This window comes from Pseudomonas sp. N2-3-1-14 (genome assembly GCF_041228395.1).
In the GTDB taxonomy this organism is placed as follows: domain Bacteria; phylum Pseudomonadota; class Gammaproteobacteria; order Pseudomonadales; family Pseudomonadaceae; genus Aquipseudomonas.
Map to the genome: position 1 here is coordinate 2,226,844 of NZ_CP166199.1, position 24,240 is coordinate 2,251,083.

Annotated in this window: 21 protein-coding genes; 16 read left to right on the forward strand and 5 right to left on the reverse strand. The window is 61.2% G+C overall.

Annotation, left to right across the window (positions count from 1 at the left end; translation table 11 throughout):
* Positions 1 to 56: 56 nt before the first annotated feature.
* The 4 genes from AB5I78_RS10420 to AB5I78_RS10435 all read right to left on the reverse strand — a co-directional run bounded on the left by AB5I78_RS10420 (position 57) and on the right by AB5I78_RS10435 (position 3,976).
* Positions 57 to 638, reverse strand: coding sequence for a GNAT family N-acetyltransferase (locus AB5I78_RS10420; RefSeq protein WP_369303317.1), 582 nt, complete (start codon positions 636 to 638; stop codon positions 57 to 59).
* On the reverse strand, positions 635 to 1,114 hold the full coding sequence (locus AB5I78_RS10425; protein ID WP_369303318.1) for a cysteine hydrolase family protein: 480 nt from the start codon (positions 1,112 to 1,114) through the stop codon (positions 635 to 637). The genes AB5I78_RS10420 and AB5I78_RS10425 overlap by 4 nt, the downstream gene beginning before the upstream one ends.
* 242 nt (positions 1,115 to 1,356) lie before the next feature.
* Positions 1,357 to 3,183 carry a glycoside hydrolase family 15 protein gene (locus AB5I78_RS10430; protein ID WP_369303319.1) on the reverse strand — a complete coding sequence of 609 codons (1,827 nt, stop codon included), beginning with the start codon at positions 3,181 to 3,183 and terminating at the stop codon, positions 1,357 to 1,359.
* Positions 3,176 to 3,976 (reverse strand): glucose 1-dehydrogenase, encoded by an 801-nt coding sequence (locus AB5I78_RS10435; protein ID WP_242201621.1) that lies wholly within the window; start codon positions 3,974 to 3,976, stop codon positions 3,176 to 3,178. The genes AB5I78_RS10430 and AB5I78_RS10435 overlap by 8 nt, the downstream gene beginning before the upstream one ends.
* Before the next feature lie 157 nt (positions 3,977 to 4,133).
* On the opposite strand from AB5I78_RS10435, the gene AB5I78_RS10440 reads away from it, so the two are divergent.
* The 11 genes from AB5I78_RS10440 to AB5I78_RS10490 all read left to right on the forward strand — a co-directional run bounded on the left by AB5I78_RS10440 (position 4,134) and on the right by AB5I78_RS10490 (position 15,790).
* A complete protein-coding gene (locus AB5I78_RS10440) occupies positions 4,134 to 4,883 on the forward strand; it encodes a helix-turn-helix transcriptional regulator (RefSeq protein ID WP_369303321.1) in 750 nt (249 codons plus the stop codon).
* 108 nt (positions 4,884 to 4,991) lie between these two features.
* Positions 4,992 to 6,443 (forward strand): efflux transporter outer membrane subunit, encoded by a 1,452-nt coding sequence (locus tag AB5I78_RS10445; protein WP_369303322.1) that lies wholly within the window; start codon positions 4,992 to 4,994, stop codon positions 6,441 to 6,443.
* The gene (locus AB5I78_RS10450) at positions 6,440 to 7,567 is read left to right on the forward strand and encodes an HlyD family secretion protein (protein WP_369303323.1); all 1,128 of its coding nucleotides are present in this window, start codon (positions 6,440 to 6,442) and stop codon (positions 7,565 to 7,567) included. Before AB5I78_RS10445 ends, AB5I78_RS10450 begins: the two co-directional genes overlap by 4 nt.
* Positions 7,557 to 9,077: an MDR family MFS transporter gene (locus tag AB5I78_RS10455; RefSeq protein ID WP_369303324.1), complete on the forward strand. Its 1,521-nt coding sequence runs from the start codon at positions 7,557 to 7,559 to the stop codon at positions 9,075 to 9,077. Before AB5I78_RS10450 ends, AB5I78_RS10455 begins: the two co-directional genes overlap by 11 nt.
* Before the next feature lie 94 nt (positions 9,078 to 9,171).
* Positions 9,172 to 9,672, forward strand: coding sequence for a sigma-70 family RNA polymerase sigma factor (locus tag AB5I78_RS10460; protein ID WP_242201612.1), 501 nt, complete (start codon positions 9,172 to 9,174; stop codon positions 9,670 to 9,672).
* Between the two features lie 23 nt (positions 9,673 to 9,695).
* Positions 9,696 to 10,649: a FecR domain-containing protein gene (locus AB5I78_RS10465; protein ID WP_369303325.1), complete on the forward strand. Its 954-nt coding sequence runs from the start codon at positions 9,696 to 9,698 to the stop codon at positions 10,647 to 10,649.
* 97 nt (positions 10,650 to 10,746) lie between these two features.
* Entirely contained in the window at positions 10,747 to 13,152 is a 2,406-nt protein-coding gene (locus AB5I78_RS10470) for a TonB-dependent siderophore receptor (RefSeq protein ID WP_369303326.1), read from the forward strand.
* 195 nt (positions 13,153 to 13,347) lie between these two features.
* Positions 13,348 to 14,256: a hypothetical protein gene (locus AB5I78_RS10475; protein ID WP_369303327.1), complete on the forward strand. Its 909-nt coding sequence runs from the start codon at positions 13,348 to 13,350 to the stop codon at positions 14,254 to 14,256.
* Positions 14,257 to 14,355: 99 nt separating this feature from the next.
* The gene (locus tag AB5I78_RS10480; RefSeq protein WP_369303328.1) at positions 14,356 to 14,703 is read left to right on the forward strand and encodes a type III secretion protein; all 348 of its coding nucleotides are present in this window, start codon (positions 14,356 to 14,358) and stop codon (positions 14,701 to 14,703) included.
* Positions 14,704 to 14,880: 177 nt separating this feature from the next.
* Complete coding sequence (locus tag AB5I78_RS10485) at positions 14,881 to 15,243, forward strand: hypothetical protein (RefSeq protein WP_242201602.1); 363 nt, start codon at positions 14,881 to 14,883, stop codon at positions 15,241 to 15,243.
* Positions 15,236 to 15,790, forward strand: a complete 555-nt coding sequence (locus AB5I78_RS10490) for a type III secretion effector protein (RefSeq protein ID WP_242201599.1) — start codon at positions 15,236 to 15,238, stop codon at positions 15,788 to 15,790. The genes AB5I78_RS10485 and AB5I78_RS10490 overlap by 8 nt, the downstream gene beginning before the upstream one ends.
* Before the next feature lie 26 nt (positions 15,791 to 15,816).
* Here AB5I78_RS10490 and AB5I78_RS10495 read toward each other — a convergent pair whose 3' ends face one another.
* Positions 15,817 to 16,968, reverse strand: coding sequence for an MFS transporter (locus tag AB5I78_RS10495; RefSeq protein ID WP_369303329.1), 1,152 nt, complete (start codon positions 16,966 to 16,968; stop codon positions 15,817 to 15,819).
* A 182-nt stretch (positions 16,969 to 17,150) separates the two neighbouring features.
* Between AB5I78_RS10495 and AB5I78_RS10500 the strand changes: the two genes are divergently transcribed.
* From AB5I78_RS10500 to AB5I78_RS10520, 5 genes are all read left to right on the forward strand, one after another.
* The gene (locus tag AB5I78_RS10500) at positions 17,151 to 18,137 is read left to right on the forward strand and encodes a diaminopimelate epimerase (RefSeq protein ID WP_369303331.1); all 987 of its coding nucleotides are present in this window, start codon (positions 17,151 to 17,153) and stop codon (positions 18,135 to 18,137) included.
* A gap of 301 nt (positions 18,138 to 18,438) precedes the next feature.
* On the forward strand, positions 18,439 to 20,457 hold the full coding sequence (locus tag AB5I78_RS10505) for a type VI secretion system tip protein VgrG (protein ID WP_369303332.1): 2,019 nt from the start codon (positions 18,439 to 18,441) through the stop codon (positions 20,455 to 20,457).
* The gene (locus tag AB5I78_RS10510) at positions 20,457 to 21,293 is read left to right on the forward strand and encodes a DUF4123 domain-containing protein (RefSeq protein ID WP_369303333.1); all 837 of its coding nucleotides are present in this window, start codon (positions 20,457 to 20,459) and stop codon (positions 21,291 to 21,293) included. The genes AB5I78_RS10505 and AB5I78_RS10510 overlap by 1 nt, the downstream gene beginning before the upstream one ends.
* Positions 21,286 to 22,065: a hypothetical protein gene (locus tag AB5I78_RS10515; RefSeq protein ID WP_262206265.1), complete on the forward strand. Its 780-nt coding sequence runs from the start codon at positions 21,286 to 21,288 to the stop codon at positions 22,063 to 22,065. Before AB5I78_RS10510 ends, AB5I78_RS10515 begins: the two co-directional genes overlap by 8 nt.
* Positions 22,066 to 22,079: 14 nt before the next feature.
* On the forward strand, positions 22,080 to 24,236 hold the full coding sequence (locus AB5I78_RS10520) for a lipase family protein (protein ID WP_369303334.1): 2,157 nt from the start codon (positions 22,080 to 22,082) through the stop codon (positions 24,234 to 24,236).
* Positions 24,237 to 24,240 lie beyond the last annotated feature (4 nt).

Here is a 24,240-nt window from a genome sequence, read left to right on the forward strand (position 1 = left end):
GACTGGCCAAAGTAGCGGCCACTCTAGCTCAAACCCGTGACGGTACGGGGTGTAAATCAAGGCAGTCGTCTGACTTGTCCAGCCCGACCTGGCGCAACCCGATGCAATGCCTGCGTCAACAACCCCAACACCATCAGATCATGCCGCTGGCCATTCCAGAACCCGGCTTCTCGCAACGTCCCTTCGGCGATGAAGCCCAGGCGTTCCAACAACGCCAGTGACGCGGTGTTTTGCGGATGCACCAAGGCTTCAACCCGATGCAAGTGCATGTGCGCGATGCCCCAATCGAGCATCGCCCGCAACGCTTCGCTCATCAAGCCCTGGCCACGGGCGGCGGGCGCCAGTTCACAGGACAGGGCGCAGCTGTGCCAGGCGCGATTCCATTTGAACAGGCCGCAACTGCCGATCAGTTCGCCGTCCCGTTCAATCCCCCAGCGTGTGCCGGGGTTGGGCTGGGTGCGCCACTGGGCGAAGGTGTCGATCAGCGCGTAGGCCTGGGCGAGGTCGATCATCGGGTCGGCGCCAAACCAGCGCATGTTGATGGTGTCGCGGTGGATGGCAAACAGGGCCGGTGCGTCGGTTGCGCGCAGTTCGCGCAGGCGCAGGCGCTGGGTGGCAAGCGTCGGGAATGGGTTCATGAGCCGGTCGTCGCCATCACCTGAGCCCGATCAATCACGCATCCAAAATGGTGCCGCCACAAATCCACGCCCAGTGTTCCCGACCGGTCCAGCGACGAGCCCACGGTCAAATCGCTGATCAGCGTCGGCTGCAAGCCGGCGTCAAATAACGCGAACCCGGCCGCCAGCACGCACGTATCGGTTTGAATGCCACACACCAGCACGCGCTCCGGCGCCAGGCTTTTCAGGTAGACCAGCGTTTCGGGTGTCGGCGCATAGCCGTGTTTGATGAAGATGCGCTCGGCTGCGATCAGGCTGTCGTCATCCGGCGCGGGTTGCCAGCCCAGTTGGCGGGCAAAGGGGGTGATGCTTTCGTCGTGGCGCTCCACAGTGGCCACCGAGGGTAGGCGCCCGAGCAGGGCGTTGATGCCATCGACCAGCCACGCGGGTGGATTGAAGGAAGGTTGCACGTCGATGATCAACAATACCTGGCGCATGAGGTTCCTGAACGCAGCTCGGGGGATGCCCATTGTGCACGCTGTGGGGTTCAGCGAGGCGCCTCAGATCAAAATCAACAGCTGGAGGCTGAACCCGATCACCTGTGGGAGCGGGCTTGCTCGCGAATGCGATGTGTCAGCCTCTGCATGCAGTCACTGACACTCCCGCTTCTCGACAAACCCGTTCGCACAGGTGGCCCTCAGTGTCAGGTAGATAGGCCTCTGCTGCGCGTCAAGCCTGCTCACGGTTGCCAGGTGGTCTTTTCCCCGCTGAGCTTGCGGTCCAGGAAGGTCGCCGCGCTGATCAGCGCCAAATGGCTCAACGCCTGCGGCGTATTGCCCAGGTGATGCGCCTGGCTGTCGAACTCTTCGGCGTACAAGCCCAACGGGTTGGCGTAGCGCAGCAGTTGTTCGAATTCCAGGTGGGCCTTCTCCACTTGCCCGGCGCGCGCCAGGCATTCGACGTACCAGAACGAACACGCGGCGAATGCGCCTTCGGTGCCTTGCAACCCGTCGATCTGGCTGTCGTCGTTGCGGTAGCGGTAGACCATGCCGTCACGCACCAGGCTTTTCTGGATTGCTTCCAGCGTCGACAGCCAGCGTGGGTCGGTCGCCGCAACGAAGCGCACCAGCGGCATCAGCAGCATCGAACCATCCAGCGCAGTACTGCCGATGTGCTGCACGAAATGCCCGCGCTCTTCATTCCAGAAGTTGCTCCAGATATCCGCGTAGATCGCCTGGCGTGTCTGGTCCCAACGCGCAAACGGGGCGGGCAGCGAGCGCTTGGAGGCCAACCGGATTGCACGGTCCAGCGCCACCCAGCACATCAGGCGCGAATGCAGGAAGTGATGCTGCTCACCGCGCATTTCCCAGATGCCCACGTCTTGCTGGTTCCAGATTTCGCACACCTGATCTGCTACTTCCACGGTGTGTTTCCAGCCTTCATGGGAAATCGCTTCACCGTATTTGTTGACCAGATACACCGCATCCATCAGCTCGCCGTAGATATCCAGCTGGACCTGGTCAAACGCTTCATTGCCGATGCGCACGGGCTTGGCGCCGCCGTGGCCGCTGAAGTGATCAAGCGTGGCTTCCGGCAGTTCCTGGCGCCCATCGATACCGTAAAGAATATTGATTTTGGTCGCCTGACCGCAGCAGTCACTGACGCGGCCTTTCAGCCAGCGCATGTAGGCATTGGCCTCTTCGATGAAGCCCAGACGCATGAAGGCGTAAACGGTAAACGAGGCGTCGCGGATCCACGTGTAGCGGTAGTCCCAATTGCGTTCGCCGCCGGGGGTTTCCGGCAGGCCAAATGTCGCGGCGGCGATGATTGCGCCGTGCTTGCGTGAGGTCAGCAGCTTCAAGGCGAGTGCCGAGCGGTTGACCATTTCGCGCCAGCGCCCACGGTAATTCGACTGCGCGATCCAGCCGCGCCAGAATTTCAAGGTGTGCGCCAGCGCCAGGTCGGTGCAGCCGTTGTTGACGCGGGGGTCATCCTGGCCGCCGAGCACGAACTCAGCGCCTTCTTCCTGGCCCAGGGTGAAGCTGGCCACGGCGGCATCATCTTCGATCTGCATCGCGTGGCTGCCCGCCAGCCGCAGGCCAGGCAGGCCGTCGGCGGTAAAAGACACGATACCGTCGGCGAGGCTGGCCTGGGTTGGCGTGCGCGCATAGTCGTGGCGCACGGCGCAGCGCAGCTGGATGTTTGCGCTGCCGCTGACCACGCGCACGCGGCGAATCAGCAGCGGCAGGTCGTCGATTTCTTCACTGATGACCAGCAGGTCGGTGATTTCCACCACGGCTTCATCGCTCAGCCAGCGGGTTTGCAGCACGTTGGTATCGGGCAGGTAGATTTGTTCACGCCGTGCGTTTTTCAGTTCGGGTGAAAGTTGAAAAACACCTGCCTCAGGCGTGTCGAGCAGCGAACAGAAGATTGACGGGCTGTCGAATTCCGGCCAGCAGAAAAAGTCGATGCTGCCGCGGTCATTCACCAAGGCCGCGCTGCGCATGTCGCCAATAATGCCGTGGGCATCGATGGCGCTTTGGGGTTCGTTCTTGAAATCAACCATTGCCACGAAACTCCGGATAAAGGCTCATGCCACCGTCAATGAACAGGGTGCTGCCGACCACGTAGTCGGACGCGTCGCTGGCCAGCCACACCACCGCGTTGGCCACGTCTTCGACGTCGCCGACGCGGCCATAGGGAATTAACTTCAACAGCTCTTTTTCTGCCGCACCCTCGGTGGCTGCGCGGTTGATCGCCGTACGAATGGCGCCCGGCGCAATGCCATTGATGCGGATGCGTTGTTCGCTGACTTCCTGGGCGAGGGTGCGCATCAGCATCTCCACGCCGCCCTTGGAGGCGGCGTAATTCACATGCCCGGCCCAGGGAATGATCTGGTGCACCGAACTCATGTGGATGATTTTGCCGGCGGCACGCGACACGCCTTCGCGCACGCCCTGGCGATTGAAAATCCGCACGGCGGCGCGGGCACACAGGAACTGGCCGGTCAGGTTGACGCCGATCACGGTGTTCCAATCGTCGAGGGTCATGTCGACCAGGTTGGCGTCTTTTTGCAGGCCGGAGTTGGCCACCAGAATGTCCAGGTGGCCGAAGGCATCGAGGGTCTGGGCGAATAAACGTTCTACGTCGGCTTCCTTGGACACATCGCCACCGATGGCAATCGCCTGGCCGCCGTTGGCGTTGATCTGCGCGGCAAGGGCTTCGGCCGGCGCCGCCTGCGAGTTGTAATTGAGCACCACGGCCGCACCGGCCTCGGCCAATGCCTTGGCGGCGCCTGCACCAATGCCGGAACTGGCGCCGGTGACCAGGGCCACTTGTTGCTGCAACGAGATCTGCATAGCCCACCCACCGTTTTAAGAGAGTCTTTGCAGCTGACTGGCGGCGCGGGGCGGAAGTTCACCGGTTGTCTCAAATGCGACGATGGCTGTCTGTTTCGCTCGTTTTTGCCAGCGTGCTTTTCGCTAGACTCAAGGCCCGTTGATGCGAGCGCCGCCTATGACTGCCCAATTGCCGCCCAGGCCATGGCTTGAAGCCTATGCCGACAATTACCGTCATGATGAGGTGGTGCTCCCGCATTGCCATGCCCAGGCGCAACTGATTCATGGGGTGGCGGGGGTGATGGTGGTCAGTACCGCGCAGGGCAGTTGGCTGGTGCCGTCCGGGCATGCGCTGTGGGTGCCGGCCGGTACGCCGCATGAAATCCGCATGGCCGGTGACGTGCACATGCGCACGTTGTTCCTGGCGCCGGATGCGGAGCCCGGGTTGGGGCGGGTGTGCCAGGTGATTGAAGTGTCTGCGCTGCTGCGCGAATTGATCGTCGCGGCGGCCTTGATTGCAGGGCAGAACACCCCGCGCATGCTCGCGTTGATCGAGCTGATCCGCATGGAGTTGCTCAGCGCGCCCGTGGTGGCCATGCATGTGCCGGTGCCGGCGGAGGCGCGCCTGGCCAAGCTGTGCACGCATTTTATCCGCCACCCAGCCGATGACAGCAGCCTGGAGTCGTGGGCCGACCTGTTGAACATGAGCGCGCGTACCCTGAGTCGGATTTTTCAGCGTGAGCTGGGCATGAGCTTTGGCGAGTGGCGCCAGCGTGCGCGGCTCGCCCTGAGCCTCAAACTGTTGGCCCAGGGCGTGCCCATTCTGGAGGTGGCGCTGGAGCACGGTTACCAGAGCCCGAGCGCGTTCAGCGCGATGTTTCGCCGGGCCATGGGTTACCCGCCGAGCCATTTCCGGCCAGGGCCTTGAGCCACACTGCGCAGTTGTCCGTTCAGCGACGATAGATGGCCTGAGCGCGGGCGAATCCCCAAGGTGAGACGCTTACGCTGCAAGGCCCTTTCCTGAACGAGCCTTGTGATGCCCAGCTCTGTTTTTGACCGCCTCCACCGCTTGGCCATTGTGGGTTTGATCAGCGCGCTGACCGGGTGCAGCAACGCGCCTTCGACGCGGGTTACGGCGCAGCCTGCAGCAACCTTATCCCTGGAAACCGCCGAGCCGCTGCCGGCGCGTTGGTGGCAGTTGTACCGTGACCCGCAACTGGATGCCTTGGTGGAACGGGCACTGCGCGAGAACAAAAACCTTGAGGCCGCCGGCGCGCATGTCGATGCGATGCTGGCGCTGTTGCAGCAGGTCGAAGGTGAGCGCCGCCCGTCCACCGAGTTGTCCTATGGCCTGGCGTATGGCCGCAGCCGCGATGACCAGACCTTGGCCCAGGCGACGGGCCAGTCGGCGGGCGGGCAGTGGAGCCACACCCCTGAGTTTGCCTTGAGTTATACGCTGGACCTGTGGGGCGCCGTGCGCTACCGCATTGCTGCGGCGCGTGCCGATGCACAAACCGCACGTGCGGTGGAGGATGAATTGCGGGTGACCGTGGCGGCGCAGATCGCCCGGGCCTATGCGCAGGCCTGCGTCTATACGCATCAGGCCCAGGTGCAGCGTGATTCGGTGCGCCTGTTGGCGCGCAGCCTCGACGTCACTCAGCGTTTGCAAAAGGCCGGCGCCGCCAATGAGCTGGAGGTGGCACGCCTGCAAGGCCTGCTGGAGGAAACCCGCGCGCCGTTGGCGCTGTTCACTGCGCGGCGCCAAAGCGCGCTGTATGAACTGGCGGTGCTCAGTGGTCAGCCGCCGGAACAGGTCAGCGCTCACAGCTGTAAGCAAGGCCCGCGATTGCAGGCGCCATTGCCGGTCGGCGATGGCTGGGCGCTGGTGCAACGCCGTCCCGATATCCGCCGCGCCCAGGCCCAGGTGCGTGCGGCCACCTCGGCCATCGGCCTGGCCCGCGCGCAGGTGTATCCACAAATTACCTTTGGCGCGATGCTCGGCTCGTCGGCCGCCAGCCTGGGCAAACTGGGGGACGCCAACGCCGTGGTGTATGGCATCGGCCCCTTGCTGTCCTGGCAGTTTCCCAACCGGCAGATCGCCTTTGCGCGGGTCACCCAGCGGCAGGCCGAAGCGCATCAGGCGCTGGCGCAATTCGACGCCACCGTGCTCGACGCGCTAAAGCAGGTGGAGCAAGCGTTGGTGCTTTACCAAGGCGAACAGCAGCGCCGCCAAGCCCTGGTCGCCGCCCTGGGGCAAAGCCGGCGGGCGTTCGACCTGGCCAACCGCAGCTTCCTGGCCGGTGGCCTGGATGCGCTGCAGTTGCTGGACAGCGAGCGCAATCGCGTCAGCCTCGAAACACGCCTGGCCCAGGCCGACCTGCACCTGATCAACCGCCAGATCGACCTGTTCCAGGCGCTGGGCGGCGGTTGGCAGCGTCCTGATCAATCCCCTTCCTTACCCGTAGCCACCCTTGGAGCCCGCCGATGAATCAGGCCGTTGAAGTCATCCCGCCCACGTTGATGCAACGTCACCGCCGCACGTTGGTGGTGACGGCGTCGGTGGCTGCATTACTGGGCATCGCCGTGTTTGGCAGCTATTGGTGGAAAACGGGGCAGTTCCTCGAAGAGACCGACGATGCCTATGTGCGTGCCGATTGGGTCGCCGTCAGCCCACGGGTTGCCGGCTATATAAGCCAGGTGCTGGTGGACGACAACCAGTGGGTCAAGGCCGGAGACGTGTTGGTGCGTATCGATGAGCGCGATTTTATCGAGCGTCTCAACAGTGCCCAGGCGCAGTTGCAGCAAGCTGAAGCGGCGGTCACCGCGCAACAGGCCAACCTGCAGACCCTTGACGCGCAATCCGGCGAGCAACAACAACGTATTGTTCAGGCCCAGGCCGCGCTGGCCAGCGGTGAGGCTGAAGCACAACGCGCGCGCCTTGATTACCAGCGCTATCGCGACCTGGTGGCGCAGCAGGTCGCCAGTGCCCAGCACCTGGAAACGGTGAGTGCCAGCCAGGCCCAGGCGCAGGCGGCGCTGGCCCAGGCACGTGCTCAGGTGCTGCGTCAGCAGGCGCAGTTGCAGGTGCTGAAGGCGCGCCGCCAACAGGCCCAGGCCCAACTGCAAGAACGTCAGGCCCATGTCGGCGAAGTTCGCGCCGCCGTGGGCTTGGCGCGTAACGCGCTGGAGGACACGGCGATTCGTGCGCCGTTTGACGGCGTGGTGGGCCAGCGCAAGGCGCGCCGCCAGCAATACGCACTGCCGGGTTTGCCGCTGCTGGCCGTGGTGCCGGTCGCGCAGGCGTATGTGAGCGCCAACTTCAAGGAAACCCAGCTGCAGCGCATGGCGCCTGGGCAATCGGTGGACATTGCCGTGGACAGCTTCGCCGGCCGGCACTGGCGGGGCGAGGTGGAAAGCATCGCCCCAGGCTCCGGCGCAGTGTTTGCGTTATTGCCGCCCGACAATGCCACCGGCAACTTCACCAAGATCGTCCAGCGTTTTCCCGTGCGGATCCGCCTGCTCCCGCAGGAAAGTGACGGCCCACGCATCCTGCCGGGCATGTCGGTGATTGCCACAGTCGACACGCGTGGGGCGCCTGCTCATGGCGGTTGATGTGCGGTCACCGCAGGTGTCGTTGCGCGCGTGGGTGGCGGTGATCGGCGGGCTGTTCGGCTGCTTCATGGCCGGGATGAACGTGCACGTCACCAGCGCCGCGTTGCCGGAAATCGAAGGCGCTTTGGGCGCGACGTTCGAGGAGGGTTCCTGGATCTCCACCGCGTACCTGGTGGCGGAAATCATCATGATCCCGCTCACTGCGTGGCTGGTGCAGGTGTTTTCACTGCGCCGGGTGATGCTTTTAGGCTCGGGCGTGTTTCTGCTGGCCTCGGTGGCGTGCTCGCTGGCGCCGAACCTGCAAGCCATGATCATCATTCGGGTGATACAGGGCGCGGCCGGCGCGGTGCTGATCCCATTGTCTTTCCAACTAATCATCACCGAGCTGCCGCCCAGCAAAGTGCCATTGGGCATGGCCCTGTTCAGCCTGGCCAATAGCGTGGCCCAGGCTGCGGGCCCGTCGATGGGCGGCTGGCTGACGGACGTGTATTCGTGGCGCTGGATCTTCTACCTGCAATTGTTCCCCGGGATTGCGCTGCTCGCGGCGGTGGCCTGGTCGATTGATCGCCAGCCCATGCACCTCAAGCTGTTGCGCCAGGGCGACTGGTGGGGCATCGCCTGCATGGTGATGGGCCTGGGTGCGCTGCAAATCGTGCTGGAGGAGGGCGGGCGCAAGGACTGGTTCGGTTCGCCGTTTATTGTGTGGATGAGTGTATTGGCCGTGGTCGGGCTGCTCGGGTTTATCGCGCGCCAACTGTGGGGCGCGCATGCGTTTATCAACCTGCGCCTGTTGGGGCATTACAACTTCGGCGTGGCCAGTGTGGCGATGTTTGTGTTCGGCGCGAGCACATTCGGCCTGGTGTTTCTGGTGCCCAACTACCTGTCGCAATTGCAAGGCTACAACGCACGGGAGATTGGGCTGAGCCTGATCCTCTACGGGCTGGTGCAACTGGTGATGGCGCCGTTTTTGCCGCGATTGATGAAATGGTTGAGCGCCAAGCTGCTGGTGGCGTCGGGCTTCGCGATCATGGCATTGGGATGCTGGATGGGCGCGCACCTGTCCGACGACAGCGCGAGCAATGTGATCGTGCCGTCGATTGTGGTGCGCGGCGTCGGTCAGCCGCTGATCATGGTGGCCTTGTCGGTGCTGGCCGTGCAGGGGCTGGCGAAGGCCGAGGCGGGGTCGGCCTCGGCGGTGTTTTCGATGCTGCGCAACTTGGGCGGCGCCGTCGGTACGGCGCTGTTGGCGCAACTGGTGGTGGTGCGCGAGCGCGTGCATTCAGCGCGGATCAATGAGTCGGTGACGCTGTTCGACTCGGCCCTGCAACAACGCCTGCCGGACGCGGGCGTGTTGCAAGCGCAGTTGCCGGACCATCAAGCGACGTTGCAACTGCTCGACCAGAGCATTCATCACCAGGCGTTTCTGATGGCCTACAGCGATGCGTTTTATCTGGCCGGTGTGGCATTGGCGTTGTGTGCGCTCGCCGCGCTGATGCTGCGGCGCGGGTGACATACGCCGAGAACGGCGCGGGACGACGGGAAGCAATTGCTCCACTTAATAGGAAGCATTACTATTCACGCCCCGCCTCCCCAGTGCTCACTCGATGACTCCTCAGCCGCCCCGCAGAACAGGCTTTTTCGAGCACTACGAAGAGTTGATCGGAACCTGGACACGCCGCCTGAGAAACCGTCAGCAGGCCGAGGACTTGGCCCACGACACCTTCGTGCGGGTGCTTGAGTCGCGTTCCAGCGAGGTTGAGCAACCGCGCGCCTATTTGCATCAAACCGCGCGCAACATCGCCGTTGATGCCTATCGCCGCGAAGACCGGCGTGAGGCGCTGGCGCTGGAAGCCATTGATCAGCGTTCGCCGCACAGCGGCGATCCGGAGCATTTCATGCACGCGATCCAGTTGGCGGACTCCATCGAGCGGGCCCTGGCCGAGTTGCCGCTCAACTGCCGCAAGGTATTTATCTGGCAGAAAATCGAGGGCCTGACCCAGCAGGAAATCGCCGTGCGCCTGGGCCTGTCTAAAAACATGGTGGAAAAGTATATGATCCGCACCTTGCGACATCTGCGTGACCGCCTGGATGCGATGGCCCCATGACCCGCTTTGACACAGGACCTTCCATGATGGATAGCCGCGCTCGCGACGAAGCCGCGCAATGGTTTGTACGCCTGCAAGAGGCCGACTTGAGCAGCGCAGAACGCCAGCGCTTCGACGCTTGGCGCAACGAGCGCCCCGAGCATCAATACGAATTCGATGTGCTGCAAGGAATGTGGAGCGCCGCGGACCTGCTGCCCAAGGCGCGTTTGCAGGCGTTGTGTGAGGCGCCGGTCGAGCGGCCCCGACGCCGCGCCGTTGTGCGTTATGCCGTCGCCGCCAGTGTGGTGGCGATTGCCCTGGGCCTCGGGCTGTTCAGCGGGTTGGATCAGCCCACACCCTACAGTGCGCAATTCAGTACGCGCGTGGGTGAGCATCGCCAAGTGGCCTTGCCGGACGGCTCGGTCATGGACCTGAACAGCCGCAGCGTGGTCGCGGTGCACTACGAAAAGGGCCGGCGCGGAGTAGAGATCAAGCAAGGCGAAGCGATGTTCAGCGTCGAGCATGACACCCGTCGCCCGTTCATCGTGGTCGCCGGGGCAGGGCACGTGACGGTCACCGGCACACGGTTCGATGTGCGCCGTGACGACGACCAGACCCGCGTGGTGGTCGAGGCCGGCACCGTCAAGGTACAGGGGCGCTCGACGGATCAGAGGGTCACGCTCACTGCAGGCCGCGGCACGCATATCGATTCCCAGGGGCAGGTCGCAGCGGCTTACGCGGTGAATGCCGATGAACTGACCGCCTGGCGCAGCGGAAAACTGGTGTTCAACAACGCCACCCTCGGCGAAGTGGCCCGTGAAGTATCGCGCTATCGTGAACAGCCCTTGCGGGTCAGCACGGCGGCGGTGAGCAACCTGCGCTTGACCAGTGTGTTCAACGCCCGCGACACCGACGCCTTGCTCAAAGCCTTGCCGCACATACTGCCGGTTGCCCTGCGCAGCTTGCCCGATGGCAGCCAGGAAATTATTTCCCGCTGAGATTCAGGTTTTTTCCGAGTTTTTCGTCTTCTCCTGCAACTGCAACTGGTTTGCATTAACAGCCGCACACTCTTGCGATCACAGGACTAGGTTCGACGTGAAAAAACTGACCGTCTACAACAATAAAATTTCCCGCTGGGCGCCCCTGGCGCTGGCGCTTGCCGTCAGTGCCGCGCTGCCTGCGGCCTATGCTGGCGACGGCATCCACATCCGCGCCCAGCCTTTGGGCGCAGCGTTGAGCCAGTTGGGCCAGCAGACTTCCCTGCAAGTGTTTTTCAACCCGGACATGGTCGCCGGCAAGCAAGCGCCTGCGGTGGACGGTAACCTCTCGCCCGAACAAGCCCTGCGCCAGCTGCTGCAGGGCAGCGGCCTGGATTACCAGATCGACGCCGGCTCTGTGACCCTGCGCCCGCAAAGCACCGGCACCGGTGAAGCGGGCTCGCCGCTGGAGCTGGGCGTCACTGACATCAAGGTGGTCGGCGACTGGTTGGGCGATGCGAACGCTGCCGTCGTGCAGAACCACCCTGGCGCGCGCACGGTGGTGCGCCGTGAAGCCATGGTTGAGCAGGGCGCAATGAACGTCGGTGACGTGCTGCGCCGCATCCCTGGCGTGCAGGTGCAGGAATCCAACGGCACCGGTGGCAGTGATATTTCCCTGAACGTCGGTGTTCGTGGCCTGACGTCGCGCCTGTCGCCACGCTCCACCGTGCTGATCGACGGCGTACCGGCGGCGTTCGCCCCGTATGGCCAGCCTCAACTGTCGATGGCGCCGATTTCCGCCGGCAACCTGGACAGCATCGACGTGGTACGCGGCGCCGGTTCCGTGCGTTATGGGCCGCAGAACGTCGGCGGTGTGATCAACTTCGTCACCCGCGCCATTCCCGAGACGTTCTCCGGGGAAGTCGGCACCACTTTGCAGACGGCTGAACACGGTGGCTGGAAACACGTCGACAACGCCTTTGTGGGTGGCACCGCCGACAACGGGATTGGCGTCGCGTTGCTCTATACCGGCGTCAACGGCAACGGTTACCGCGACAGCAACAACGCCAATGACATCGACGACGTGATCCTCAAGACGCACTGGGCGCCGACCGATCAAGACGATTTCTCGCTTAATTTCCACTACTACGACGCCAGCGCCGACATGCCCGGCGGCTTGACCCAGAAGCAATTCGACGCCAATCCGTACCAGTCGGTGCGCGACTACGACAACTTCAGCGGCCGCCGCAAGGACGTGTCGTTCAAGTACATCCGGCAGATCGATGACCGTACCCAGGCCGAAGTGCTGACCTACTACACCGACAGCTTCCGTGGCAGCAACATCGCCAACCGTGACCTGAAAACCATCGGCTCCTACCCGCGCACCTACTACACCTTCGGCATCGAGCCGCGTGTGTCGCATGTGTTCGACGTGGGCCCCAGCACTCAGGAAGTCAGTCTCGGTTACCGCTACCTGAAAGAAGGCATGCATGAGCAAGCCAGCAGCTTGAACCTGGTCGACAATGTGCCGACGCCGGGTGGCCAAAACGATGGACATGTTTATCAGGACCGCACCGGCGGCACCGTCGCCAATGCGTTCTATCTCGATAACAAAATCGATATCGGCAAATGGACCGTCACCCCGGGTATCCGCTTTGAAAACATCGAAACCCGTTGGCATGATCGCCCGGTGGTCGCCCTGAACGGCGTGCGCACTGTGGAGAAAAATCGCAAGATCGAGAGCAACGAGCCCTTGCCGGCGTTGAGCGTGATGTACCACATCTCTGATGCCTGGAAGCTGTTCGCCAACTACGAAACCTCGTTCGGCAGCCTGCAGTATGCGCAGATCGGGCAGGGCGGCCGGGTCAACCAGACGGCCGATGGCCTGAACCCGGAAAAAGCCAAGACCTACGAGGTCGGCACGCGCTACAACGACAGCGTGTGGGGCGGCGAAGTGACGTTGTTCTACATCGACTTCTCGGACGAGTTGCAATACGTCAGCAACGACGTGGGCTGGACCAACCTGGGCGCCACCAAGCACCAGGGCATCGAAACATCGGCCCACTACGACCTGTCGAACCTCGACCCGCGCCTGGACGGCCTCACCGCCAGCGCCGGTTTCACCTACACCAAGGCCACCTCTGAAGGCGATGTACCGTTCAAGGGCCGCGACTTGCCGCTGTATTCGCGTGAAGTGGCAACGGCGGGCCTGCGTTACGACATCAATCACTGGACCCATAACCTGGACGTCTATGCCCAGTCCGGGCAACGAGCGCCGGGCACTGGCACTACCTACATCACCCAGGGCACTGCCGATGGCCAGTACGGCAATATTCCTGGTTATGTGTCGGTCAACGTGCGCAGCGGCTATGACTTTGGTGCGCAACTGTCGAACCTGAAACTGGGCGTGGGCGTGAAAAACGTTTTCGACCAACAACATTACACGCGCTCGAGCGACAACAACGCCGGGTTGTACCTTGGCGAACCACGTACCTTCTTCGTACAGGCAAGCGTCGGGTTCTGACCTGCCGCTGACACGAAAAATCGCAGCCCTGGGGCTGCGATTTTTTTTGCGCCTTTCCTACAGGTAGTTAAGCGACCTGCTGCCGGGTCAGGAACCTATTCCGACAGAGGCGCCACACAGGGGGAAACCTGAACGACTTCGACGTCACGCTGGCGTGGCAGGTTGGTAATCGATCCCCTTGCACTGGAGGCACTTATGTCGGTATCGGCTCTCGATACGTCTGTTTCTGTTTCATCAACCACTGACACGGCGCTGGCTGATTCCAAGCCCGAAGCCAGGGCCAACCGCTCGTTTTCTGTTGCGCCGTCCTACGACAGCCACAGTGCCGGGAACGTCAGTTATAACCTGTCGGTCAACGTTTCCGGGCCGGTGTTTGGCGCTCATCAGCAAGCAGCCCAGGGTCACACTGATCATCATCATTGGGCGCCGGCGATGACTCACTCTGCCTCGCAACAGGGTTTCATGCAGCAGTTTCAACACGCAATGGGCCATTGGTTTGGTCGTCAGCGCGCCGACGCGCATGCTCATCATAACGGCGTACCGCCAACGCCTGTGCCGTTTGGGTCGGGTAAACCAGACCTCGTCTACGCCCATAAAAGTAATGACCAACTGGCGCAGTTGCTGCTGAACAACTTCGCGGCGTTCACCGGATCAAGTCACTCCAAAACCCTGAGTGCTCGCACCCTTAAAGACATGGCGGCAAAACAGCTGGGCAGTGATCCCAAACTGAATGAAAACATTCGCACAGCCAGAGAGGTATTGCGACGTACCGGCATGATGGACGCCCTTGGCAGTCGAACCGACCTGCACGCCCTGGCTAAACTCATTCGTGACGACAACCCTTTCAAATACAAGGATGACAAACAAATAGCCCAGGAAATGCTCAACCATTTCAATCAATTGAAAGATTACGTTGGGCACGAAATCAACATCAAAGACCTTCAGACACTGGGCAAAACCCCCATGACGGGCATCCCTTCGATCGACCATTTAATCCAACTGAGTAAAGCGTTTACCGGCCGCGGCGATTCGCTGAAGAAAATGGACGCAGACGCGGATGGCCGGATCAACGTGTTTGAAATTCTGGTCGCACTGTCCCGCTGATTGAGTACGCGCGATGCAATCGGCGCGGCGAACGCTTCGTGGCGCTTGCTGCGTTGAATGGCCCCAACGGCTTGGCGCACTCGGTGGTCTTTTCAGAACATGAATCAGGACCTGGATATGACTTCAACTTCGTTTCAACCCTGCCCAAGGGGTGGCCTCGACACCTTCGCCAAGGGCGCCGACGTTGAGCGCTCAACATCAGTGGCGGGGCAAGAGCTGCCGAATGACGTTCTGCCTGCGGCCCCGCCGAACGGGTACGCGGCAGAAGTGCAGCGCATGAAAGCGTTCGCGGGGCAGTGCAAGTTCCGGGCACCGGTCGCCGATGATTTCGCCCGCGGCATGCTTGCGCCTGGGGAGGCGAGCCGCAACGAAAGCAAATGGTCGGGCGCCTGGGCTGTGTTGATCAATGGCCTGAAAACTGTCTGGCGTGGGAGAACGTCGGGTTGACCCAACGCCTCAGGGTTTTTACATGCTGTTATTGGTATTCAGCCGCTGCCCGGAACTATCGTGCCCAACTCGCCACACATCGGTTGCTTGCTCCTACGCAATTAACCCACTGATCCGGAACACCTCGGTGTTGAATTTCAGGCAAGCGCAGATCAGCAAAAGGTCGGGAGATGACGTATGACAATTGAGGGTGCATTACCGCGCATGCTGCCAACGGCCATGGGCGGCCCGCAGGTTCGCTGGCCTTCGCCGCCGCCTGTGGCACAGCCGTTTTGCGAGGATCAATCGGTTGCGCAAGACCTGCCGCCGCCGCGGCGGCACGGCTTGCGCGCAACCTTGCCGTCGTTGCGGCACCAGGCGCTGCAGAACGCGCCAGCGGCTCGCGCAGACACCACGCTTCCGGGCCCGAGCTTCACCGATAGACAGTTGGCGCTCGAGTTGCGAAAGAACTTTGACGTGTTTGAAAACTACAGCGAGGGGGGTTGTGTGACGCCGTCTTCGCTGCGCCAATTTGCAGCCGAAAAGCGTGAGGGTGAATGACGTGCGCGACCGCATGATCCTGGTGGTCAGGGAAATTCTCAAGCGCCCGCTGCTGAGCGACGCGATCATCGATTGCGACGGCTATATCACCCGCGACAGCCTGGAAGCCGCGTGCGCATTGCGCGGCAACAGTTCACCCAACGCCTTCAGCCAGGACCCTTTCCATGGCCAGGGCAATGCCAGCGTCGTGCAGGCGCTGCAAGGTCACTTCAAACAGTTGAGGGACACGCTCAAGGACCGCACCGTGTTCTTTGAAACCTTTGAGTACGTGGATATTTCGCTGCTCAAAGTGGTGATGAATGACCCCGATGACAGCGACTCACTGGGCAGGCCGATTCTTGAACCCACCACCGGATTGCCCAGAAAGAAATACAGTGAACACTGTGTGTACACGGCAAAAAACATCATCGAGCGCCCAGGTTTATTGCGCGCGTTGCAGCGCGCCAGTAACCAGCGCTTGTTTGGCCGCTCCAGGCACGAGGGCTGGCTGTGCAACAAAAGCCTGGAGCGCTGGCTGGAACAGCACCAGATGCACAAGGCCCGGTAGCGTCCAGGCCGTGTGTGGCAGGCGATTTACACCTTGAGAACTTTGCCGCTGATGGCCACGCCGGCCAGCAACATCGCGACCAGCACAAAGGCGATGCTCAAGCTGCTGCCGTGGGCGATAAAGCCGATCATGGCCGGGCCGGCTAGAATGCCGGCATAGCCCAGGGTCGTAATGGCCGGTACCGCGATGTGTTCCGGCATGACTTTTTGCTTGCCGACGGCGGTGTACAGCACTGGCACGATGTTCGAGCAACCGGCGCCCACCAACGCATACCCCAGAAGCGCGGTTTCCCAGGCCGGGAAAAGCGTGGCGAGCAGCATGCCGGCGGTGGCCAGCGAGCCGCCGATGATAATCACACGGGTGGCGCCCAGCCGCCGCACAATGGCATCGCCGGTCAAGCGTCCCGCGGTCATGGTCAAGGCAAATGCCGCATAGCCGAGGCCGGCATAAGCCTCATCCAGGCCGCGCTCGGCGCTGAGGAACACGGCACTCCAATCCAGCACCGCGCCTTCAGCCAAAAATACGATGAAACACAGGCAGCCAATAAACAGCACCACCCCGTGAGGCACTGCAAATGCCGGGCCCGAGCTTTCGCTGCCGTAGGGCAACAGATGTGGCCCGGCCTTGAGCAGCGCCACCGCCATGATCACGATCACCACCAGGGTTGCCTGCAACGGCGACAGGCCCAGGCCGAGCAACCCGGAGACCCCCGCCGCGCCGACGATGCCGCCAAGGCTGAACAAGCCGTGAAAGCCCGACATCATGGTTTTGCCGCTGGCGCGCTCAACGATGACGGCTTGCAGGTTGACCGTCGAATCCACGGTGCCCAGGCCGGCGCCAAACAGAAACAGCCCGGCCATCAGCAGCGGGATCGAGCTGACCGTCGCGAGCATCGGCAGGGCCAGGCAGATCATGATCGTGCCGCCCGTCAGCACGCGTCGGCAGCCGTAACGTGAGGCCAGCGCACCGGCCACCGGCATAGCGATGATCGAACCCACTCCCAGGCACAACAGCAGCAGACCCAGCGTGCCCTCGTTGAGTTGCGCGCGTGCCTTGGCATACGGCACCAGCGGCGCCCAGGCGGCGATGCCGAAGCCGGCGATGAAAAAAGCGATACGGGTCGACATTTGTTCCAGTCGCCCGGGAACCACGGGCGCTGGAGTGGGAATGGCAGTCATGAAAAATCCTTGGTTTTGCATTCAGCGAACGATGTCCGGCGCGACATCCTTGCATATCAGGCGCTCTCGAGCGAGCCGGGTTCCCTGCGGATGACCCGGTCGACAGTTCTGTAATACGCTGCCGCCCACTGTGCAGGCAATTGGACGGACAAGCCGATGAAGATTTTCACGCGGGTGGCAAAATGACCCAGTTCTATGACGCGCGGGGCAATATCTATGCGGTGGTCAGCCCGGCCTATCTGCGCAGCCGCGGTGTTGATGTGCCCGAGCGTGCTGACTTGGCGGCGCACACTCGCAAAGACTGGGCAACGTCGGCAATCACTTCCGAATGCGGCTGGGGCGCGTTGCCCCGACCCGCCAATGCGAAGGCGCACCGTTGCGATGGTTTGCTGGTCGGGCCATTTCAAACCGCGCCGCCGTTCGACCTGCTGATCGTCAATACGGATGGCTCCCTCGCCGAACGCAGCGGCAACGGTCTGACTATTTTTGCGCAGGCGTTGGCCGATCAGGGCTTGATGGTTCAGGCGTGTGAATTGCGCGTGCACCATGACCAGCCGGCCACGGCGTCGCCTGTTGCAACCCGCGTGGAGTCGGCGTTGTACGAAGAGGTGGCAGGTTTCTGGCTGGCATTGGGGCTACCAATGTTCGGCCCCGACGCAGTGGCTGCTACGGGTGTTGATGCGGTTGCGGTCAGGGAGCGTGAGTTCAGTCACGTGGCCGCGCTGGCTGCAGTGAACCCGCAATGGGCCTGCAGTCAGTTTGTACGTGTGGGCAACCCTCATTGCGTGACGCTCGTCGAGCATGCCAGCGCGTTACCCGACAATCAGTCGATGCAACAGCCGGAACTGTTCGGGTTGTTGCAGGCGATTGCCTTCGCACCGCCGCTTGGGCGTGGTCAACCGTGTCGTGCCGGAATCAATCTGCAATGGGCTGCCCGATCTTCGGACAATCACGTGATCGCGCGGGTGTTTGAGCGGGGAGAGGGGCCCACCGCGTCCTCGGGGACCAGCGCCAGTGCCGTGGCGTGCGCGGCATGGCGAGCAGGTTGGGTCACGGACGGCGTAGTGGCCGTGGTCATGCCAGGTGGCACAGCACCCGTACGGTTGCAGAGCCAGGGTGAAACAGTGCTGAGCGTCAGTCTATTCGGGACTGCAAGGGCTCAAACCTGATCGTGATAGAGCAGCTGATAGCTTGGGTGAGTGTCAGCTGTTTCTTTATTAGTTAGTTATGCTTGTAAAGTTAGTGTGGGAATTTTCTTGTTGTCTGTAGTTGCGTTATTAATGCGCTGTCATGTTTCGTAAAAGACACTTCCGACCCCTATGTACGAAACTTCTTTTTTGTTTTTGAACGGCCGCATTTCGCCTGAAATCGCTAAGCTTCACTGCGTTAAGGCGCTTTTTCCCAGCCGTTCGATCAACATCCGACGGGAGAAAGCCTTTCAGTCAACGCTTTGATGATGGGTAACTACGGATGGTGAGTGCGTTAATGTCGTCACGTTTCAAATTGATACTTCCAGAGGTTGCCAGCGACTTTCAAGTGCTCGCTTTTAAAGGCAATGAAGTTATTGACCAGCCTTATTTCATTCAACTGCAGCTCGTCAGTGAAAACGCCTCGCTGGACCTTGAGGCGCTGCTCCATCAGCCTGCCTATCTTGACTTCGGCGCGGCGGACGCAGGACTGCACGGGCAAATCCACGCCATCGGCCGCGATGATCCGGGCGCGCGGCTGACCCGTTATCACCTCACCCTGGCTCCCCGGCTGGCATGCCTGGCCCACCGGCGTGACCAGCGGATTTTCCAGCAGCGCAGCGTGCCGCAGATCATCGCTGCGGTGCTCGAGCATCACGGCATCCTTGCCGACGCCTATTGCTTCGAACTCGGCCCGGTGGTCTATCCGCCACGCACGTTCTGCGTGCAGTACGCCGAAACCGACCTGCACTTCATTCAGCGCCTGTGTGAGGAAGAGGGCATTCACTACCATTTTCGCCACAGCACCAACAATCACGTGCTGGTGTTTGGGGACGACCAGACGGTGTTTCGGCGCTTGCCTGTGCAGCGCTATTGTCCAGTGCGTGACCACGTCGACGAATCGGGGATGATCCAGGGTTTCGAGGTTCGTCTGGAAACTCGCACTCGGCATACGGCTCGTCGCGATCATGATTTCGAGCACCCGTTGTTGCGCCTGCACGACACGGCAGGCGCTGCCTCGGCGCAACCTTTGGAGGATTATCGCTACCCTGGCGGCTTCGGTGACCGTGCACGGGGCAAACAATTGGCGCGTCGAAGCCTGGAACGCCATCAAAGCGACCGGCATCACGCGCTGGGCCGCAGTGAACAAGCTGCCTTGAGCTGCGGCCATTTCCTCGAACTGCGCGATCACCCCGATCCGGCCTGCAACGATCTTTGGTTGATCACGTCAGTGCGTCATGAGGGTTATCAACCCCAGGTACTTGAGGAAGCGCTGGTTGAGACGGACGTATTTCAGGGCTACCGCAACCGGTTCACCGCAACACCCTGGCGCGCGCCTTATCGGCCGCGCCTGAAGCACCCGAAGCCGACCATCAATGGCAGCCAGACCGCCACGGTGACAGGGCCGGCGGGCGAGGAGGTGTACTGCGATGCCTATGGCCGGGTGAAGGTACGGTTTCATTGGGATCGCCTGGAAAACGCCGATGACAAAAGCAGCTGCTGGGTACGGGTAGCGTCCGGTTGGGCGGGGGATGGCTTTGGCGCAATGATGATTCCGCGCGTGGGCATGGAGGTGCTGGTGACCTTCCTGGAGGGCGACCCCGACCGGCCATTGATCAACGGCTGCCTGCCCAATGCGCTGCACATGCCGACCTATCCTTTGCCGCAGCACGGCACCCGCAGTGTCTTGCGCAGCCGCAGTTCGCCAGGCGGCGGTGGAGCCAACGAACTGCACCTTGAAGATCGCCGTGGCGAGGAGCTCATCTACCTGCGCGCCCAGCGTGATCTGGAGCAGCGAGTGGGTCACGACAGCCGCTTGGAGGTCGTCGGAGAGCGCCACGAAATCATCCGGGGACTGAGCACGGCTCACCTGCAAAGCGGCGAGCGTCGTCATATCGAGGGTGATCGCAATGTCGAGCTCAAAGCGCATGATCACCTGGACGTGCAGGGCGACAGTCAGACACGGGTAGGGCGTTTGCTGGTCATTGAAGCCGGGCAACAGATCCATCTCAAGGCAGGCGCCAGCCTGGTCATCGATGCGGGCGCGCAACTGAGCCTCAGGGCCGGGGGCGAGTATGTGCTGGTTCAGGCCGGCGGTATTTTCACCAGCAAACCCATTACCGTCGGCGGCTCGCCACCCCCGAATTCATCCGCGAGCGCCTTTTCAGCAACAGCCAGGCCGAAAATGGCGGTCGCACAAGGCGTCGTCATGGGGTTGGCCCGGCAGTTGGGGGCAGATTTTTGTCCTGTGTGCGAGCAATGCCGCGAAGGCCAGTGCGACATCAAGCGGAGGGCTGCTTGATGCAGAGCATGCCTGGCCGCTGGATGGCCCAACAGCAACAAGCGGGCCGCCGACTGTGTCTGATCCTTGACGGCAACCATGATGCACGCCAGCCGCTGCTGGCGGCCCGTCATCTGTCGCAGTATTGCAGTCTTTACGGTGAGAGCGCCGTGGCCGAACTGGCAGCGGTTGGTCCGGTGATTCTGCTATTGGATCAGGCAAGTGAGCCTGCGCTGTTCGACCTGCTGCAGCACCCGCAGGCCGACTGGGGTTGGTTGGCAAGCCTGCCCGACGACGACCTGGCCGGTGTGGTCCGACATTGGCGCGAGCGCATGCTGGTAGGGCTCGAGGGTGGCCAGGCGTTGTATCGCTTTCACGACAACCGAACGCTGGCTCGCGTGTTGGCTCATCTGCCGAGTGAGCACTGGCCAGTGTTCCTCGGCCCGCTGATCAGCGTGTGCTACTGGCACGAGGGCCAGTGGCACCACAGCGATAATCCGGCCCCCGGTGAGTATCCGGTGCCAGTTGCGGCACCCTGGCTCAACACCCCCAACCCCCATACGGCGGCCATCCTGCACGCCAATGTCCTGCGCTACCTGCTGACCGAGCACAGCGAAGACCTCGCCGCGCTGGTTGAATTCCAGGACCCTCGAATCTGGTTATCCCAGGTATTGGAACAGGCCCGTGCGTGGCAATGGCGTGAGCCGCAACAGCTTGAATTCCTGGTAGTGCGCAGGTTGGAAGAGGCAACGCGAACCTGCGTGATTCAGTGGCAGCCACTGCACGCAGAAACGCCTGGAGACCACTTCGAACGAGTGTCCGCGCAGTGGCGCAGGTTGGGAGGCAAGCATGAATAAGCGCCTGCGTGGTGCATTGGTCGGGCTTGGTGCGGTGTGGCTTTCGGGGTGTGCGGTGGGGCCGGTCAATCACTTTACGTTGGAGGTGGATTTGCCTGCGGAGTTTGAACTTAAAACTGCCGCTAATTACAGTCCAGCCTCGGGCGAGACCTGCACGCTGCCGACACGTCGCGGCAACCGACCAGAACGAAAGGTCTTTTTTGCTGACTTCAAACCTGTGGCCAGCCGTGTGAGTTATGAGCTGCCGCTGAGTGAAACCATCGAGGGGTGTCGTTCAGTGTTGCACAGCGTTCAGTTTGGTTTTTATGCGAAGTGGGGAAAGCGAGATTCGGACATAGGCGGTGACACCGCGAGTATCGCTATTCAAGATCGCTTACCTGCACATTTTCCTAAGATGCCTGAGGCTGGGGTTCAGGAGTTTCAAGGGCAATGCAGGTGGTATTTCCGGACGGTGGGCCCTCTGCATGCAATCAGAAAAATTCTGCAGTGCAATTCGTTGGACAAAATGGGGCTGCCGCAGGAAACGAAGGCTGGTGGTGGTGCGCAACGCGATCAACTGGAAGGGAAAAAACTTCGATTGGTACTGATTGTTACCGATGACGAATTACCCGCTTTTGACCGCAGATGGATAGAGGTTCCAGGCGGATGGAAGCGTTGCAAAGGTAAAAGTTTTGACGATCAGATTGCCGCCTGCGACAGCAATGTCACAGATTTCAAACCTATAAAAATGCCGGATGGACGTCTATGTGATGTCTACCCAACGTGCAGTTAACAAGGAGTGGACTCATGAAACAGGAAGCATGGAAGCAGCCATTTTTCAGCGGCAACATGCCTGCTTGCGCATTGAAAGGACATTGGGCGAGCATTTGCCTGGTAGACGAAACTGGAAGTGGAAAAGCCTATGGGGGACTTCGATACAGCATTTACGACACTGCAGGGCGGCAGTACGACGGTAGGTTAAATGCAGAGGGGTTCGCAAAGTTACAAGGCTTTTACTGTGGTCCAGTGGTTCTCAGGTTTGATGATTTGTATGCTGGAGCGGAAACGCCATATCACCAATTGCGAACGCGCGTTGCGTACCAACTTCCTATAACCGAACTTCAAATCCGTGCCGAAAAGACCCGGTTTTCTACCAGCGATGGTCAACGTATTGAAGTCAATCCGGCGCAGTCCCGAGCTGACCGGTTTTATCAGGTTGAAGTACGGGACCTGGTCCGCCATGTTGCCCATCTTCCTCCGTTGACTTCCAGAACTAATCGGCCTGAACGTCATGCTTTGAAAATGATGGCCGACCTCGGGTTCGGTCCGCCCCTACCGACTTTGTCAGGTGTTGTGTTATTCCCCAATCAAAACACCGTGCTTGAAGTCAGACCTTTACGGGCCCTGCGTCCCATGCTGTCTATCGAAGACAACTTCTGTGCTTTGAACCTGTATCAGCTCGCTCTGATGTCTGCCTTGAGTTACTGCGATTTTGGCCAGCAACCACCGAATAAGCCGGTCGATGAAGTGTGTTTTCCGTTGGATCCAAGCATTGGAAATCTGTTTGCTGAAAAACTGTCGGTCTTTGAGAACGCCTGGCGAGTTGATCCCGCACAAGTACAGCGTTTCTATCCGATGTATGAAGAGGTTCCCTACTCTAGACGTTTCGAGATCATTCCGTTCGATCCTGGGCAGTATCCACAAAACCGTCTGGGGTTGGAGGGCGAGCAGGAACACCCTGAGAGCCTGCATTTTTTTAACGATGAGAAATATGGTACCGACACTCAAGCCTTCATCACACACCACGATGAGGTGGTTCTGATCTCAGTAAGAGGTACTGTCAGTGGTGCCGATATCTTGCGGGATGCAAACGCCCATCAGGTGGATTTTGCCGAAGGTGTCGGTCAGGCTCACGAAGGGTTCTACCTTGCTTATCGAGCAATGCGTAGTTTCGTGCTGCATTACCTCGACCAGTTTTACGATGGCCAACGCATCGTAATCTGCGGCCACAGCCTCGGCGGCGCCATCGCCTTGCTCCTGGCAGAAGGATTGCGACGAATCCCCGACACTCGCTACAACATTCTCCTCTACACCTATGGCGCACCCCGCGCCGCCGACGCCGAGTTCACCGAAGGCGCGTCAGCCCTGGTCCACCATCGCATCGTCAACCACAACGACCCGGTGCCCAGCGTGCCGGCCACGTGGATGAACACCACCGCAAAACTCTGGGTTCCAGGCGCGGTGGCATTGTTCAGCGCACCCGGTCCGGGTGGGCTTCTGTTTGCCGCCGGCCTGGTGCGTGTGGGTGGCAATCCCTATCAGCATCACGGTGAACAGCAGCACTTCATGCCGATCAAGCTGGCCGATGGCACGCATTCTTCGGTGTTATGGAAGCCTGGTTGCGAGTCCATCCTGCAGGCCGGTTGTAACCATGCCTTGCAGCTTCAAGGCGATATGCCCAGCCGCGCCAACGTGCTGAAACAACTGTTTCAGGCCAGCCAGCACTTCATGACGGCCAGCTACATCCCTGCGGCCTGGGCCACATTGCGTCGCTGGCAACAAACCGTGGATAGCCAAGGGCCTCTGGTCACGCACAGAGAGTTTGAGTTGCTCGACCATGCGCTTGAGAGCATGACTGCGCAGTTACGCGACAAGAACCGTGAGCTTGACCGTCGCCGCCCCACAAACCAGCGTGGCTATGGGCACGAACATAGCCAGGCGTTGAACGCAGAAATTGACCGGTTGCGCACCAGTCGCCAACGGTTGGAGTCTTTGCGCTGGCGGCGCCTGGACGCGCGCGACGTGTATGGCAGTCACGCCAATCGCGCGCACCTGCAACCCAGCCTGAAGCGTTGGTTCAGCCACCGTGAAAACCGTGAGCTGGCGCAAGTTGCCAGTATTCCTGCGCCGATTCATGACGGTTCAGGCAAGGTGCATCCGCTCGACCTCGACTCCATTGTGTAGCCAC

What these genes read in the sequence shown, in the direction of transcription:
- AB5I78_RS10510 (WP_369303333.1), top strand. Translation starts at nt 20,457, where the DNA reads ATGCAGAGCATGCCTGGCCGCTGGATGGCCCAACAGCAACAAGCGGGC.
- AB5I78_RS10465 (WP_369303325.1), top strand. Translation starts at nt 9,696, where the DNA reads ATGATGGATAGCCGCGCTCGCGACGAAGCCGCGCAATGGTTTGTACGC.
- AB5I78_RS10445 (WP_369303322.1), top strand. Translation starts at nt 4,992, where the DNA reads ATGCCCAGCTCTGTTTTTGACCGCCTCCACCGCTTGGCCATTGTGGGT.
- AB5I78_RS10440 (WP_369303321.1), top strand. Translation starts at nt 4,134, where the DNA reads ATGACTGCCCAATTGCCGCCCAGGCCATGGCTTGAAGCCTATGCCGAC.
- AB5I78_RS10420 (WP_369303317.1), bottom strand. Translation starts at nt 638, where the DNA reads ATGAACCCATTCCCGACGCTTGCCACCCAGCGCCTGCGCCTGCGCGAA.
- AB5I78_RS10435 (WP_242201621.1), bottom strand. Translation starts at nt 3,976, where the DNA reads ATGCAGATCTCGTTGCAGCAACAAGTGGCCCTGGTCACCGGCGCCAGT.
- AB5I78_RS10460 (WP_242201612.1), top strand. Translation starts at nt 9,172, where the DNA reads ATGACTCCTCAGCCGCCCCGCAGAACAGGCTTTTTCGAGCACTACGAA.
- AB5I78_RS10515 (WP_262206265.1), top strand. Translation starts at nt 21,286, where the DNA reads ATGAATAAGCGCCTGCGTGGTGCATTGGTCGGGCTTGGTGCGGTGTGG.
- AB5I78_RS10505 (WP_369303332.1), top strand. Translation starts at nt 18,439, where the DNA reads ATGGTGAGTGCGTTAATGTCGTCACGTTTCAAATTGATACTTCCAGAG.
- AB5I78_RS10475 (WP_369303327.1), top strand. Translation starts at nt 13,348, where the DNA reads ATGTCGGTATCGGCTCTCGATACGTCTGTTTCTGTTTCATCAACCACT.
- AB5I78_RS10495 (WP_369303329.1), bottom strand. Translation starts at nt 16,968, where the DNA reads ATGACTGCCATTCCCACTCCAGCGCCCGTGGTTCCCGGGCGACTGGAA.
- AB5I78_RS10430 (WP_369303319.1), bottom strand. Translation starts at nt 3,183, where the DNA reads ATGGTTGATTTCAAGAACGAACCCCAAAGCGCCATCGATGCCCACGGC.
- AB5I78_RS10500 (WP_369303331.1), top strand. Translation starts at nt 17,151, where the DNA reads ATGACCCAGTTCTATGACGCGCGGGGCAATATCTATGCGGTGGTCAGC.
- AB5I78_RS10455 (WP_369303324.1), top strand. Translation starts at nt 7,557, where the DNA reads ATGGCGGTTGATGTGCGGTCACCGCAGGTGTCGTTGCGCGCGTGGGTG.
- AB5I78_RS10425 (WP_369303318.1), bottom strand. Translation starts at nt 1,114, where the DNA reads ATGCGCCAGGTATTGTTGATCATCGACGTGCAACCTTCCTTCAATCCA.
- AB5I78_RS10450 (WP_369303323.1), top strand. Translation starts at nt 6,440, where the DNA reads ATGAATCAGGCCGTTGAAGTCATCCCGCCCACGTTGATGCAACGTCAC.
- AB5I78_RS10480 (WP_369303328.1), top strand. Translation starts at nt 14,356, where the DNA reads ATGAATCAGGACCTGGATATGACTTCAACTTCGTTTCAACCCTGCCCA.
- AB5I78_RS10485 (WP_242201602.1), top strand. Translation starts at nt 14,881, where the DNA reads ATGACAATTGAGGGTGCATTACCGCGCATGCTGCCAACGGCCATGGGC.
- AB5I78_RS10520 (WP_369303334.1), top strand. Translation starts at nt 22,080, where the DNA reads ATGAAACAGGAAGCATGGAAGCAGCCATTTTTCAGCGGCAACATGCCT.